Raw genomic sequence first — 13,877 nt, 5'->3', positions numbered from 1 at the left:
TTGCAAACCGGGGTTTTGTTTTAAAGGCTTATGGGACCGGGCTTTCAGGCTGTGCTTGGGGAGTCTGCACAATAATTTCAACCCGTCGATTCGTCGCACGGCCTTGCGAGGTGCCGTTATCCCCCAAAGGCCGGGTATCGGCATAACCGACAGCGCTCAGTCGCTGGCTGCCAATTCCGTTGGCTTCCATATAACGCACCACACTACCGGCACGCGCACCTGATAGTTCCCAGTTGGATGGGTAGCGATAACTACGAATCGGCACCGAGTCCGTATGACCTTCAATCACAATAGGATGGGTGGATTTCTGCAGTACGGCAGCCAGTTGGCGTAATACCGTCAAACCTTCCAGCCCCAGATCCGCACCGCCCGAGTTAAACAGAATTTCGCTATTGATACGAAAGCTCACGGATTGGTCGTTCATGACCACATCAATATTGTCGCCCAATCCGTCCAGATCCAGACCGTGATTGCCTTTGCCTTGTCCTTCACCCTGACCAGAGTCCGGGAAGAGGCCTGCCCCAGCAGGCAGCAAGCCGGCTCCGTCCTTGCCTGCTTGCGCCACGACCGTAGCCCCTCCCTGCCCTTGTCCCTGCGCCGCCGTTTGTGCCCGCTTACCCGCAAAGGACAGCATCACAATCATCAAGACCAGCAACAAGGTCATCATGTCCAGATACGTGGTCAACCAGGCTTCTTCTTCCTCGGGCACCGCCAGCCCTGGATCATTCCAGGGGCGGCTACGACGACGACTGCCCAGATTGCTGGCCAGTTGTTGTTCGATTTTGGCGCCGCGAGCTTGCTCCAGTTCCTTTTGCAAGGCTTTCTGGCGGTCAGCAAGTTCACCCAAAGTCAGGTCCTGCTCCATGTTTCCCATGGGATCAGCCCCGTTCCGGAGCCGGGTCCGCATCATCGTCGCGGCCGCCCCGGTCATTGATCTCGTCCTGATACTGAGCCATGAAGGAGTTCAGCGTCTCACGCATCAAGGCCGGGCCACGGCGCTGGCTCATCATGGACACACCTTGCATGATCATGTTCATCAGAACCACACGCTGTTCGGTACGACGCTCCAGCTTCACCGCCACGGGCTTGAAGACCAGATTGGACAGCAGCACGCCGTAGAACGTCGTCATCAAGGCCAGAGCCATTTGCTGACCAATAGACGTAATGTCGCCATCGCCCAGCAAAAACATCAGGTTGACCAGGCCAATCAGCGTGCCGACCATACCGAAGGCGGGCGCGAAGCTGGCCATCAAACGGAACAATTGCGCTTCTGCATGTTCACGAGCACGCAAACGGCTGATACGCCATTGCAAAAGGTCTTCAATATCTTCCTGGGGTGCCCGATCAATCACCAGCTGAACGCCGGTTTTCAGAAAAGGGTTGGCCACTTTTTCCAGTGCCTCTTCCACCGCGCGAATATCCCCCATCATCCACAGGCGGGAGATATTGATCAGCTCGTCCATATCCTGCTGGGTATACAGGCGTTCATTGCGCAGCACGGTGCCGATCAGACCAAAAATACGGACAACTTCGCTTAAGGGATAACTGATGAACGTCGCGGCCAAGGTACCTACCAGCACCACGGCCAGACTGGGCAGGTCCACAAACAAGGCGGGGTTTTCTGCCGTAAAAAACAAGATCACGGCAAACAGCAGCACGCTGGCTACGATGCCGATCAGAGTAGAGGGGTTCATGCACAAGTCCTGGTTATGGCCCGATGGGCATCAGGACTACATATCGGCAGTACGGCAGGTTTCTTTAGGCCTGGACTTTGAGGTGGATCAAGTACAAGAGTAATTAAATCGTTTATTGGGAAACCGCCTTATTTCAGGCTAGCGCTGGTAATTCACCCGTATCGAGGCCTGCACACGCACAGGCTCTGTGCTACCCGCCCAGCTCCACACCTCATGCACCAGCACAAAGCCAAGACGCGCATCCTGACCGGCAAAGGCCCTGGTACTTAATACCGAACCATTCATGTCCACACAGGAGCCGCCTTGCAAGCACAAACGGCTTTTCAGAATGGCGCGCCCATTGTGGTGATAACTGACTTCCACCTTGCCTATGCTTGAAGCCTGTGCTCGCACCGCCTCTGCAGGCAGGAAGCTTTGCTGGGTGCTGGGCGAGCTGGTGGTGATGGCATTGCTAAGCTGTTCCCCGTCCCAGGCCAAGGAGGCAGCATGACTGGCCAGCGGTAATGAAACCAGGACCATAGAAAGCAGGAATCGATTTAAAAAACTGTTTATAAAAACAGGTTTTTTATTATTTTGGACTTTCAGAAAAAACATAAGCTGTGTTTTTATACAGATAAAAGTAAGTTTCTTAATGATACCGCGCAGACATCTTAATTTTTTTTTAACTTTGAGCCGTAAGATACTAATATAAAGAGGATTTTTTCTGGTAGCATAAGCGCATAAATTCTCTCCGCCCTTCTGTTTCTCGCCTACCGGGAACTGAAAAATGCCTCAGACCAGAACAAATAAATTCATTCGACGTGCGCTATGTGTTTTATTTCTAGCGCCTTTTTCGATTTCGTCCTTTGCGCAGACACTGGCGCTGGCCGAGCCATCCACACTGGATGAAGCCACAGCCGCCATCAGCTACAACGTGCCGCATCTGGTTTTCGAGAAAAACCTGCAGCCTATCAGCTATAGCGAAAACGATAGCCGCCGTGCGCTTAATGCCCTTAAACACGACGCCCTGATCCAGCACGCGGCCCTGCGTTCGGAAATTGCCTTTGTGCAGGATCTGGAATCGTCTACTGTGCTGTACCAGAAAAACAGCGACGCCGTTCGCCCCATTGCCTCCATCTCCAAGCTGATGACAGCCCTGGTCGTGGCTGAATCCGGCCTGCCCATGGATGAAATGCTGGAGATCATCGACGAAGATGTGGACCGCGTCAAATATTCCAGCTCGCGTCTTAGCGTTGGCTCCAAACTGAGCCGTGCCGACATGATGCATCTGGCCCTGATGTCGTCGGAAAACCGGGCTGCCCACGCATTGGGGCGCAGCTATCCCGGTGGCTTGTCTGCTTTTGTGCGCGCCATGAATGACAAGGCACGTGCCTTGGGTATGCGCAATACGCGTTTTGTAGAGCCTACCGGCTTGTCCAGCGACAACGTATCCAGCCCGCGTGATTTGGTCAAATTGCTGACGGCCACCAGCCAGCATGCCCGTATCCAGCAATACACCACGAATGATCAGTACTCCGTGCAGCCTGTACGCGGTCGCCAACTGGTGTTCAACAATACCAATCGTTTGGTGAAAAACGCCAATTGGGATATTCAGGTCTCCAAAACCGGCTTCATCAACGAAGCGGGCGAATGCCTGGTGATGCTGACCAAGATCGAAGATCGTGAAGTGGCTATTGTGCTGCTGAACTCCTCGGGACGTTACTCGCGTATCGGTGACGCCGTACGTATCCGCGATCTGGTTGAAAAATCCAACGGCTTGGCCATGCTGTAAGACGCCCTTCGTGCCCCAGCTCAAACTGCTTGAAGACTTCGTAACCCTGGCTCGTGCGGGCAGTTTTGTTCGGGCAGCAGAGCAACGCCACGTCACACATCCCGCATTTGGACGCCGTATTCGGGCCTTGGAAACATGGGTAGGCACACCCTTGGTGGAGCGCAGCAGCCTGCCCATCACGCTAACGCCGGAAGGACAGGTGTTTTACAACACGGCCAATCAAGTGCTGGAACAACTGAACCGCGTTCGCCGGCAATTGCAGGCCTCGGATCAAGCCGGACAAGGCAGCTTGCGCATTGCTACCGGCCGTAGCCTGGCACGCACCTTGGTCACGGACTGGGTCAGCCGTCTGCAAAAAGGCAGCCACGCCCCTTTGTCGGCCCATGTGCCTATCGACATCAGCACCGGCATGATGGCCGATATGGCCAAGCTGTTGGCCCAAGGCAAAACCGACTTTCTGTGCTGTTATGAACACCCGGCCTTGTCAATTGAACTGCTGGCCGAGCAAGTGACGTATATGACCATCGCCACTGACAAATTGGTGCCTACCTGTCAGCGCCGCAAGAACGGCACACCTTTATATGAACTCAATGCCGATAGCGGACGCAGCATTCCTTTGATTTCATATTCAGGCGGCTTGGCCATGGCCCGCATTCTGGGCGACAAGCTGCACCACTTTCCCTATCCCCTGGTCAGCACGGTGCGTTGTGATTCGCTGGATACGGCAATGGGCTCGGTATTGAAAGGCATGGGCGTAGCCTGGTTACCCCTGTCCATGATTGCCAATGAATGTCGTCGCGGCACGCTGGTGCAATTGGGCGGCAAAGGCGACGAGATTGCCTTTGAAGTTCGTCTGTATCGCTCCCGAGCCCCGCTCTCGGATCTGGCAGAGTCCGTCTGGGCCTTCACCCAGCAGGGGCGATAAACACACAAGCAACCGAAAAAGCACGCCTATGTGCCGTAACGGCACATCGCAAGTAGCCGCAGCAGACACAATACCCTTTCATAACTAAGGATAAACAGGCCCGCAGCGCGCACACTGGCCGCTGCTTGGAAACCTATCCATCGAACGGGGAGCACATCATGTCTTTTTCTTTTCCCAAGCGCAGCTTGGTCCTTGGCATTCTGGGCGCCTGTAGCCTCTTGCAAGCCTCAATCAGCCACGCCGACACCTACCCCTCACGCAGCCTGACTCTGGTCGTGGGTTATCCCGCCGGAGGCAGCGTGGATCTGACTGCCCGCCTGTTAGCTGAAGAGCTGAGCAGCCGTTTGGGCCAAAGCGTCGTCGTGGAAAACGCAGGCGGTGCCGGTGGCACCATTGGTGCTCAACGCGTGCAACGTGCGGCTGCCGACGGCTATACCCTGCTGCTGGGTTCTACCAACGAGATGATCATCGCCGGCATGATCAACAAAGCCGTGCGCTACGACGGGCAAAAAGACTTCACGCCTATTGGCATGATTGCCTCCCAGCCCTTGTTGCTGGCAGCCTCCAAAGAGTCCGGTATTCGCTCCGCGGCAGACTATGCGCAAAAGCTGCGGGCAGCCAAACCGGAAGCCTTCAGCTTTGGTTCCTCCGGCGTAGGTACTACCTTGCACCTGGCCGGTGAAATGGTGAACGCCTCGACCGGCACCACCGCCATGCACGTGCCCTACCGTGGCGTCCCACCCCTGGTTTCGGATTTGATGAGCGGTCAACTGGATACAGCTTACCTTGTGCTGTCCTCGGGCCTGTCACAAGCTCGCGCAGGCGCCATCGTGCCTTTGGGCATTACCGAAACCCATGCCTCTCCTGCTGCCCCGGAGATCCCGCCCCTGGCCGATACGCCCGGCTTTGAAAAGGTCGACATCAACGTCTGGTTTGGTTTGTATGGCCCCAAGGATTTGCCTGAATCCGTCACCAGCACCTTGCGTCAGGCTCTGGACAGCAGCCTGCAATCGGCCAACTTGCAAGAGAAAATGCAATCCAATGGAGCCACGCTTTACGCCCCCGGCATGAACGCGGCAGAGTTCCAGGCCAAAGAGGTCGACAAATATGCTCGTCTGGTCGAACTGGCCAAGCTGCAAGCCGAATAAAACACATGCGCCCCGGCTAGCTGCTGGGGCGCTGGAGTCTTTCCATGCAATTTTCTCTTTCCTTGCCTGACATTCAAGAAGAGCGTCAGGGCAATACCGGTGTCCCTGGAATCTGGTGCCTGGACTCGGGCGAAGCGGGCCGTACCGTAATGATCAGCGCCCTGATTCATGGCAACGAACTTTGTGGGGCCTGGGCCTTGAAAGCCGTGTTGGCCAGTGGCCTGAAGCCCCGTCGTGGCAAGCTGATTCTGGCCTTTTGTAATTTGGACGCCTTTGATCGCTTTGATCCTGAGCAGCACGATGCCAGCCGCTACGTGGACGAAGACATGAACCGCGTCTGGAGCGATCAGAAGCTGGCTCAAACACAGACACGAGAGCAGCGCCGTGCACGAGCGATTTTGCCTTGGCTGGAACAAGCCGACTGGTTGCTGGACCTGCACTCCATGCATGAACCCAGCGCCCCCTTGTTATTGACTGGCACCTTGGCACGCAATATCGAGCTGGCCCGTACTCTGGGCGCTCCCGAGCATGTGATTGTGGATAGCGGCCATAAGGACGGCGTACGCATGCGCGATTACGGTCGATTCTCGGACCCTGAAGCCCATGAAGCGCGCTCCTTACTATTGGAATGCGGCTTTCATGGCGATCCTGATACACCGGCAATCGCACTGGACCTGATTGCCCGCTTTCTGCTCGCCTCCGAGATTGTAGAAAAAGAGGATTTGCCCTCGGACTGGCGTCGAGCGTCTCCCGATACGCAACGCGTTCTGCAAGTCACCCATGCGATTGTCGCCCCTTCCATGCAAGTCAGTTTCGATCAGAACTGGCAAGGCCTGGAAACCTTGGCCGATGCAGGCACGGCGATCGGCCAAGCTGATGGTCAAGCTTTGCTGACGCCCTACGATAACTGCACCTTGGTCATGCCTTCGCTGCGCCAGCTACGTCCGGGTGTCACCGTCGTACGTCTGGCCCAAAACTACGACGCCCTTTCCTGGACGCTTTAAACCTGGTGCCCAAGACCGGAACACCCAGCCTGAAGTGACACTCTCAATCCCGAGAAAAAAAGCGGAACTTGGCGGTACTTTGGCTACCAAAGCCTGCATAGCCATCCTACAATCGGCACATGTGCATCGCTTATATCGCCGTCGGAGTTAATGCGGATTGGCCGCTGATTATTGCTGCCAATCGCGACGAATATCATGCTCGCCCCAGCCAAGCGGCCCAACCTTGGCGGGACGAGCCCGATATTCTGGCGGGTCGGGACCTGCAAGCCGGGGGCACCTGGCTGGGCCTGACACAAAGCCGTGGACGGCTAGCCTTGCTGACCAATTACCGCGAAGCCCCCAGCAACAAAAACAGCAAGCAACGCTCACGCGGCGAGCTGATCCCCCAGTTTCTAAGAGACGAGCGCAGTCCCGCCGACTATCTGGAACAACTCGCCCAGGAAGGAGCCGATTACGCAGGCTTCAATCTTTTTGTGCTGGAATGGCCGGACAAGCAACAGCCTTTACGCATGGGCTATTACAGCAACCGTCATCCCAGTGACAGCCCGCACATGCTGGAACCAGGCGTACATGTTCTGAGCAATGCCTGGCTTAATACTCCTTGGCCCAAAAGCCTGTTCCTGAAAGAAACCCTGCAGGCACAGCATTTTGATGGCTCGCCACCAGCGGTAGAAGGCTTGTTTCAGGGTTTACGCAATCAGGAAGTCGCAGCCGATGCCGACTTGCCCCAAACCGGCTTAAGTCTTGAGCACGAACGCTTGTTAAGCAGCCCGTTTATTGTCAGCCCCAATTACGGCACCCGCTGCACCACCGTCATCACTATGAATCAGCGCGGACATGGAATGCTGCGTGAACGCAGTTTCAATCCGCAGGCAGAACCGACCCGTCAGCATGACTGGCCTTTGTTGTGGCCCAGCTTTCATCCTGACAGCCAGCCCCACCCCTCTCATAACAGCAACAGGGCCCCTGAGGGCCCGCTTAGCCACCTTACTTCAAGCAAGGAAACCTCATGAGTCCTCGTCTTTCATTGATCGGCATTGCCATGTCGCTGGCCTTATTGAGCAGCCCCATTGTGCACGCCCAGGAACTGCCCCCCAGCCAGCATTACGGTTCAACCGAATACATCAGCGGCGGCATAGGTAGTGATGAAGCCCAACTGTTTCGCATGGTGCGCAACACCTTTCCCTTGTCCGTGAACTTTTCAGCCAACCAGGGTGAGCGCGTCGGCTATATCTCCGATGTGCAGCTGGTTATCCGTAACAGCAACGACCAAACCGTGCTGAACAGCCTGATCGACGGCCCCTACTGCCTGATCCGTCTTGGCCCCGGCAATTACAAGGTATTTGCCACTTACCAGGGCCAGACCCAGGAGCGTCAGGCCACTATTGTTGAAGGCCAGCCCCGCGAACTGAACTTCACCTGGAAGTAGGATAGTTACGCTGATACGTATCCAGGCCCATGGCCTGGATTTGTTCTTCAATCAACTGCTCGAAGGGCCGGAGCAAAGGGCTGAAATCCCGCTCCGGCTCCATAATCTGCATCAGCCGGACAATTGCTTCCAAGGTCGACACAGCCTGCGGGTCGGGCGCTTTACGCAGTCTGTAGCGCGACGCCTGTCCTTCAGGCAATACCCAATACGGCAGGGCTTGCAAAACCGGATTGCTGTGCAAGATCAGGCGTGCCTTGCGCCAGGTGCCATCTGGCACCACGATCAGATCCGGCTTCTCCCCTGGGCCTGTTGAGCCCGCCACCTTGGCTTCTGGTCCCGGAAACAGCAAAACAAGACGATGCGCCTGTGCCAGCCGGGCCTCCAGCCCAGCAAACTGTTCTCCCACCCATAGCTCTGCCCCCTTCAAACCCAAATACGCCAAGCGCGCAGTATTAAGCGCATGCCGGGCTTCGGAATGGTGCTGCAAAATCAGCACAGGACACGCCGCTTCTATCGAAGGGATCAAGGGACACAAGCAACGAGCCAAGGGCCGCTGACACTGTGCACAGCGGCCTGGTCGGGTAGAAGGGGAAGAATTCATGCGAGAGCGCCAAACAGAAGGCCACAGTATATAAAAGTTCTGCTTTGAAACAGATGCCTGGTTTGCTGGCAAACAGATTTACTGTATATTTATACAGCAATCAGGAGCATACCTATGGCAAGCGCACTTCGTTCCCTTTTAGATCTTCACCCTTCCCTTTGGACAGGCAAGCATTATGCACATGCCGCAGGCACTTGCCTGCCCAGCGGGTTTGCCGCACTGGATGACGAACTGCCAGGAGGCGGCTGGCCTGTGGGCAGTCTGATCGAACTGCATGCACAGCAAGACAGCAGTGCCTTGTCCTTGTTGTTGCCAGCCTTGAATACGCTGCAGGCAGAGCGCTTGCGTGTTTTAATCGCCCCGCCCTATCAACCCATGCAACAACTGTGGCGTGGTACTCCTGTTACGAACGAGCAAAACAGCTCATCAGAAAACGCCTTGCCCGCCCGCATGCTCTGGATACGCAGCCAGCACCTGAACGATACCTTGTGGGCCAGTGCCCAGGCCTTGCGTCACGGCCACTGTGCGGCTGTGCTGAGCTGGCTGCCTGCCCATGTGCCTTTAGCGGCCTTGCGTCAACTACAGCTATTAGCCAGCCATAGCGACAGCCTGTTTTTTTGTTTACGTCCGGCGCACAGTCAGACCAACAGCCCCGCCCTTTTGCGTCTTGAACTTCAGACTCGCCAAGACCAGCAGGGGCAGCCCTGGCTGGATGTTCATATCCGCAAACGACGGGGGCCTCCGTGCAAGGACAGCATTGCTTTGGCCCCTCACCACACTCTGATGCCGCCAGCGGCCATTCCGTCTCATGTACCTGTGCCTGCGACTGCCCCAGAGCCTGCTTACGCCTGAGGCCAGCCCAAAACAGCAGAACGGTATTCAAGCCGTTCTGCTGCGCTACAGCCCCCAGCTGGCACAGGTTCAAGCCGATTTATGGGTACTGAATATCAGTGCCAGCATCCGGCTGTTTGGTGGTTTGCGTCGTCTGTACCAACAGGTCCGGGCTGACTTGCAAGCCATTATTCCCGAGCCCTGCCTGGCCCTGGCACCCACTGCCCGTGCGGCCTGCTTGCTGGCTTTATCCGGACGCAAGCAGCGCCGTTGTGCACGACGTTTACAGGCCTGTCTGAACCCGCTTCCCATCCACTTATTGGCTCCGCCTGCCGACCAGCTGCAATGGTTGCATAGTCTGGGCTGCCATACCCTGGGCCAGTTGCACCAACTCCCCCGCGATGGTCTATCCCAGCGCGGGCTGCGTGCCCTGCTGTTGCAGTTGGACCAAGCCTACGGCACACAACGCTGGGCGCTGGAATGGGTGCATGCCGCCCCGCAATTTACAGACAAGCTGGAGATGGATACGCCTTCCAATAACAAACCCACCGTCTTGCGGGCCGTAAATCGCCTATTGATCAAGCTGGAGGCCTGGTTGAATCAGTACCAGTTGGCTTGTGGACGCCTGGAGCTGGTACTACGCACGGAAAGATACAAGGACTACCCCACGACCACCCGCCTGGAGTTGCAAATGGCCCGGTCCTGCTGGCGTAGCCAGGACTTTTTGCCCGTATGGCAAGAACAGTTCCAGCAACTGCAATTACAGGCGGCCGTACAGAGCATGGTGCTGCAGGCACAGCAACTACACCCGCGCCAAACTCATGCCAGCAGCCTGTTTCCCGATGCGCGTCATTGGCAAGAGCAGGATCAACAACTGTTGGAGCGCTTGCAGGCCAGGCTGGGGGCTGAACAGATTTTGACACCTGCCGCCCAAGCCAGCTATTTGCCTGAACAAGCGAATCAATGGCTCCCCTTGTCCCGCAGCCAGCCCCCCGATGCGGACCGTCCGGCTTTGCAACGTCCATGCTGGATGCTGGACCCGGCTCAGCCCTTACAACACGATCAGCAATCCCCGCTTCTGGATCAGCAGCGCTTGCGCCTGGTTCAAGGCCCGGAGCGGGTACAGACAGGCTGGTGGAGCGGCACCGGGCATCAGCAGCGGGACTACTTTATTGCCCTGTGTCCGCAGGGACGTTTGTATTGGGTTTATCGGGACTTGAGCCAGGAGCATGCCTGGTATCTGCACGGAGTCTTTGGATGAAACCCCATATAGACCTGCTGTATTCCGAGCTGGACTGCCTGTCCAATTACAGTTTCTTGAATGGCGCGTCCCACCCCGAGGAGCTGATCAGCCGCGCTGCCGAATTGGGCTACAAGGCGCTGGCCTTATGCGATTACGCCTCCATGGCCGGTGTGGTGCGCGCTTATGCGCAGGCCAAGTTGCATCCGGAAATCCGCTTGTTGGTTGGAAGTCGGTTCCGCTTTACGGGGGGTTGGGACAATCAGCGCCCACAAGTCGCCAAGGCTGAGACAAGAACCTGCAACGACACTCAGACCCATGAGCTGCTGATTCTGCCGCGCAACAAGGAAGGCTACGGCAATCTCTGTCAATTCATCTCGCACCTGCACCAATCACTGGACTTGAAGCAGGAAGCCTCGATTGACTGGTCTTTTTTGCAACAAGCCCGCCAAGGTTCCCAACAACAGGTTCTGCCAGACTGTCTTGTCATCTACAAGCCGGCCTATGGCTTGGATAGCGAGCACATCCGTCTTCAAACACAGCATTTGCTGGACCTGTTTGCAGGCCGACTGTTTTTAGGCATCAGTCTGCATAGGCGCGATCAGGACATGCAGCATTTGCGCGCCGTCAGGCTGGCAGCGCAGGCATGTGGATTACGCTGTGCCGCGTTGGGCGGCGTCCATATGCACGTGCGCTCTCGCCAGCCTTTGCACGATACTTTGGCAGCCATACGCCTGAAAACACCTGTGCAAGAATGCGGCTGGTCCCTGGCCAGCAATGCAGAACATCACTTACGCAGTCGTTTCCAACTGGCCAATCTTTACCCGGCCGAACTGCGTGAGACCACCGATCACATCCAGGAGCTATGCCAGTTTTGTTTAAGTGAAATCAAGTACGAGTACCCGGTCGAGATTGTCCCGCCCGGTCTCAGTGGCATTGAGTATCTGCGACAGGAAACCGAGCGTGGCGCGCAAAAGCGCTACCCCAAAGGGATTAGCGACAGCTTGCGCACGCGCCTGGAAGAGGAACTCAGCCTGATTGCAGACCTTCAATACGAGTCCTACTTTCTGACTTTGCATGACATCGTCAGTTACGCGCGCAGTCAGGGGATTTTGTGCCAGGGCCGAGGCTCTGCCGCCAACTCGGCCGTGTGCTACTGCCTGGGCATTACTGAAGTTGATCCTGCCAGCAGCCATACCTTGTTTGCGCGCTTCATCAGCCGCGCACGGGCTGAACCGCCCGATATTGATGTGGACTTCGAGCATCAGCGTCGCGAAGAGGTTATTCAATACATTTACCGCAAATATGGCCGACAACGAGCAGCCTTAACAGCGGTGATCACCACCTATAGACGCCGCAGCGCCTTGCGGGACACCGGCAAGGCGCTAAGCATTCCTTCCGCCTTGATCGAGGCCTTGATTCAATGCGACCGTGCCTGGCTTAAAGACAGCCACATTCAGGATGAAGTCCTGGCACGCTTTCCCGAATGCCCGCCAGAGCAAGCGCATCAATGGTTGTCCTTGACCCGCCAGCTGATGGGCTTTCCACGTCACCTGTCCCAGCACCCTGGCGGTTTTGTAATTTCACAAACACCCTTGCACAGGCTGGTGCCGATTCAAAACGCCGCCATGCCAGGGCGCAGCGTTGTGCAATGGGACAAGGATGATCTGGATGTGCTGGGTTTGCTGAAAGTCGATATTCTGGCCTTAGGTATGTTGAGCGCCTTGCGTCGCTGTCTGGACAGTATCAGTCAGCAAAAAGGCAAACCATTCCACTTGCAAAACATCCCTTTGCAAAGCGCCAAAACCTTTCGGATGATACGGCGCGCTGACACCATAGGCGTGTTCCAGATCGAGTCCCGCGCCCAGATGAGCATGTTGCCACGGCTGCGTCCCAAATGCTTTTACGACTTGGTGGTGCAAGTGGCCATTGTGCGCCCCGGCCCCATTCAAGGGGGCATGGTGCATCCTTATCTGGAACGCCGTCGCGACCACAGCAAAGTTGACTACCCCGCTCCCGAAATCCGCCATGTGCTGGAACGCACCCTGGGCGTGCCTATTTTTCAGGAGCAGGCCATGGAACTGGCCATGGAGGCGGCGGGTTTTTCGGCTGACAAAGCGGACGCCTTGCGACGGGCCATGGCGGCCTGGCGTCGTCGTGGCGGCTTGGGGCCTTTTGAGCAAGAGCTGCTCGATGGCATGGCTGCCAAAGGTTATGCCCCCGAATTTGCCCAGCGCCTGTTCGATCAAATCAGCGGTTTTGGAGAATATGGTTTTCCGGAAAGTCACTCGGCCAGCTTCGCCAAACTGGCCTGGTTCAGCGCCTATCTGAAAGCACGTTACCCGGAGCACTTTCTGGCGGCCTTGCTGAACTCTCAACCCATGGGTTTTTACGGCCCCAGCCAATTGGTCCAGGATGCACGCCGTCACGGCGTTCAGGTCTTGCCTGTTGATGTGCAATACAGCCTGTATGACAGCCACGTGTGTTCCGAGCTTGGCGGCCCGCCTCAGGTACGTCTGGGCCTGCACATGGTCAAAGGCTTGAGCGAGCAAGGCGCCCAAGCCATCGTGAGTTACCGGCAAAGCCACCCGGACCGTACGCTGAATCTGGCCTGCTTGCGCCAGGGACTGGCCCTGTCAGCCCACGATCAGCAAGCGCTGGCCCAGGCCCATGCTTTACGCAGTGCTTATAGCCAACGCCGCCACAGTGTTTGGGATGCCCGACGCCCCAGTCAGGCAGGATTGCTTAGCCATGCTGAAACGCCGGAGCACACCCCGGATTTGCCACGAGCCAGTGTGGGGCTGGAAGTCTTAAGTGATTATCAGGCCGTGGGCTTGAGCCTGAATCGTCACCCCCTGTCCTTGCTACGCACACAGTTGTCCCCCTTGCGATTCTCCACCGCAGAACAACTCAACCAAGCTTGCCCGGATAGGCGGCTGGCACGGGCCTGCGGGCTGGTGACCACTCGCCAACGCCCCGGCACCGCCAAAGGCACCGTATTTGTAACGCTGGAAGATGAAACCGGCAGTGTCAATGTCATCGTGCGTGAAGAGTTGGCGCAGGCGCAATCTCAGGCCTTGCTTCAATCTCGCCTGCTGGGTGTCTATGGCGTCTGGCAACGGGATGGCAGCGTTTGCCATTTAATTGCCCGCCGTCTGGTATCCATGAATCACCTGATTGGTGATCTGGTCGCACGCAGCCGGGATTTTCAATAATCGGATTTTTCCCTACCCC

The 13,877-nt window shown here is 56.7% G+C and carries 13 protein-coding genes; 9 read left to right on the top strand and 4 right to left on the bottom strand.

The genetic code is table 11. The annotated features are described in order from the left end of the window. Positions 1–28: 28 nt before the first annotated feature. From ACLPGZ_RS05795 to ACLPGZ_RS05785, 3 genes are all read right to left on the bottom strand, one after another. Positions 29–874 (bottom strand): OmpA/MotB family protein, encoded by an 846-nt coding sequence (locus tag ACLPGZ_RS05795; protein ID WP_115633629.1) that lies wholly within the window; start codon positions 872–874, stop codon positions 29–31. A gap of 4 nt (positions 875–878) precedes the next feature. Further along, positions 879–1,694 carry a motility protein A gene (locus ACLPGZ_RS05790; RefSeq protein WP_009454185.1) on the bottom strand — a complete coding sequence of 272 codons (816 nt, stop codon included), beginning with the start codon at positions 1,692–1,694 and terminating at the stop codon, positions 879–881. Positions 1,695–1,832: 138 nt separating this feature from the next. Beyond that, on the bottom strand, positions 1,833–2,213 hold the full coding sequence (locus ACLPGZ_RS05785) for a flagellar protein FlhE (RefSeq protein WP_009454187.1): 381 nt from the start codon (positions 2,211–2,213) through the stop codon (positions 1,833–1,835). Positions 2,214–2,460: 247 nt separating this feature from the next. On the opposite strand from ACLPGZ_RS05785, the gene pbpG reads away from it, so the two are divergent. The 6 genes from pbpG to ACLPGZ_RS05755 all read left to right on the top strand — a co-directional run bounded on the left by pbpG (position 2,461) and on the right by ACLPGZ_RS05755 (position 7,971). Next, complete coding sequence (pbpG, locus tag ACLPGZ_RS05780; protein ID WP_088452837.1) at positions 2,461–3,465, top strand: D-alanyl-D-alanine endopeptidase; 1,005 nt, start codon at positions 2,461–2,463, stop codon at positions 3,463–3,465. A 10-nt stretch (positions 3,466–3,475) separates the two neighbouring features. Then, a complete protein-coding gene (locus ACLPGZ_RS05775) occupies positions 3,476–4,390 on the top strand; it encodes a LysR family transcriptional regulator (RefSeq protein WP_035273204.1) in 915 nt (304 codons plus the stop codon). Positions 4,391–4,548: 158 nt separating this feature from the next. Next, entirely contained in the window at positions 4,549–5,538 is a 990-nt protein-coding gene (locus ACLPGZ_RS05770; protein ID WP_021446611.1) for a Bug family tripartite tricarboxylate transporter substrate binding protein, read from the top strand. A gap of 44 nt (positions 5,539–5,582) precedes the next feature. Beyond that, complete coding sequence (locus tag ACLPGZ_RS05765) at positions 5,583–6,542, top strand: M14 family metallopeptidase (RefSeq protein WP_115633628.1); 960 nt, start codon at positions 5,583–5,585, stop codon at positions 6,540–6,542. Positions 6,543–6,661: 119 nt separating this feature from the next. Then, entirely contained in the window at positions 6,662–7,555 is an 894-nt protein-coding gene (locus ACLPGZ_RS05760) for an NRDE family protein (protein ID WP_239055649.1), read from the top strand. Continuing rightward, complete coding sequence (locus ACLPGZ_RS05755) at positions 7,552–7,971, top strand: carboxypeptidase-like regulatory domain-containing protein (RefSeq protein WP_239055648.1); 420 nt, start codon at positions 7,552–7,554, stop codon at positions 7,969–7,971. Before ACLPGZ_RS05760 ends, ACLPGZ_RS05755 begins: the two co-directional genes overlap by 4 nt. Here the strand turns inward: ACLPGZ_RS05755 and ACLPGZ_RS05750 are convergent. Further along, on the bottom strand, positions 7,958–8,572 hold the full coding sequence (locus ACLPGZ_RS05750) for a tRNA-uridine aminocarboxypropyltransferase (protein WP_429641053.1): 615 nt from the start codon (positions 8,570–8,572) through the stop codon (positions 7,958–7,960). The genes ACLPGZ_RS05755 and ACLPGZ_RS05750 overlap by 14 nt on opposite strands. Positions 8,573–8,686: 114 nt before the next feature. On the opposite strand from ACLPGZ_RS05750, the gene imuA reads away from it, so the two are divergent. The 3 genes from imuA to ACLPGZ_RS05735 are packed head-to-tail and all read left to right on the top strand — an operon-like array spanning position 8,687 to position 13,858. Further along, positions 8,687–9,424: a translesion DNA synthesis-associated protein ImuA gene (gene imuA / locus ACLPGZ_RS05745; RefSeq protein ID WP_239055647.1), complete on the top strand. Its 738-nt coding sequence runs from the start codon at positions 8,687–8,689 to the stop codon at positions 9,422–9,424. Beyond that, the gene (locus tag ACLPGZ_RS05740) at positions 9,381–10,664 is read left to right on the top strand and encodes a Y-family DNA polymerase (RefSeq protein WP_239055646.1); all 1,284 of its coding nucleotides are present in this window, start codon (positions 9,381–9,383) and stop codon (positions 10,662–10,664) included. The genes imuA and ACLPGZ_RS05740 overlap by 44 nt, the downstream gene beginning before the upstream one ends. After that, positions 10,661–13,858, top strand: a complete 3,198-nt coding sequence (locus ACLPGZ_RS05735; RefSeq protein WP_239055645.1) for an error-prone DNA polymerase — start codon at positions 10,661–10,663, stop codon at positions 13,856–13,858. The genes ACLPGZ_RS05740 and ACLPGZ_RS05735 overlap by 4 nt, the downstream gene beginning before the upstream one ends. The last annotated feature ends 19 nt before the right edge of the window (positions 13,859–13,877 follow it).

It is taken from the genome of Alcaligenes sp. Me129, assembly GCF_050487245.1.
Taxonomy (GTDB): Bacteria; Pseudomonadota; Gammaproteobacteria; order Burkholderiales; family Burkholderiaceae_B; genus Alcaligenes; species Alcaligenes phenolicus.
This window is presented reverse-complemented; position numbering and strand designations above follow the sequence as displayed.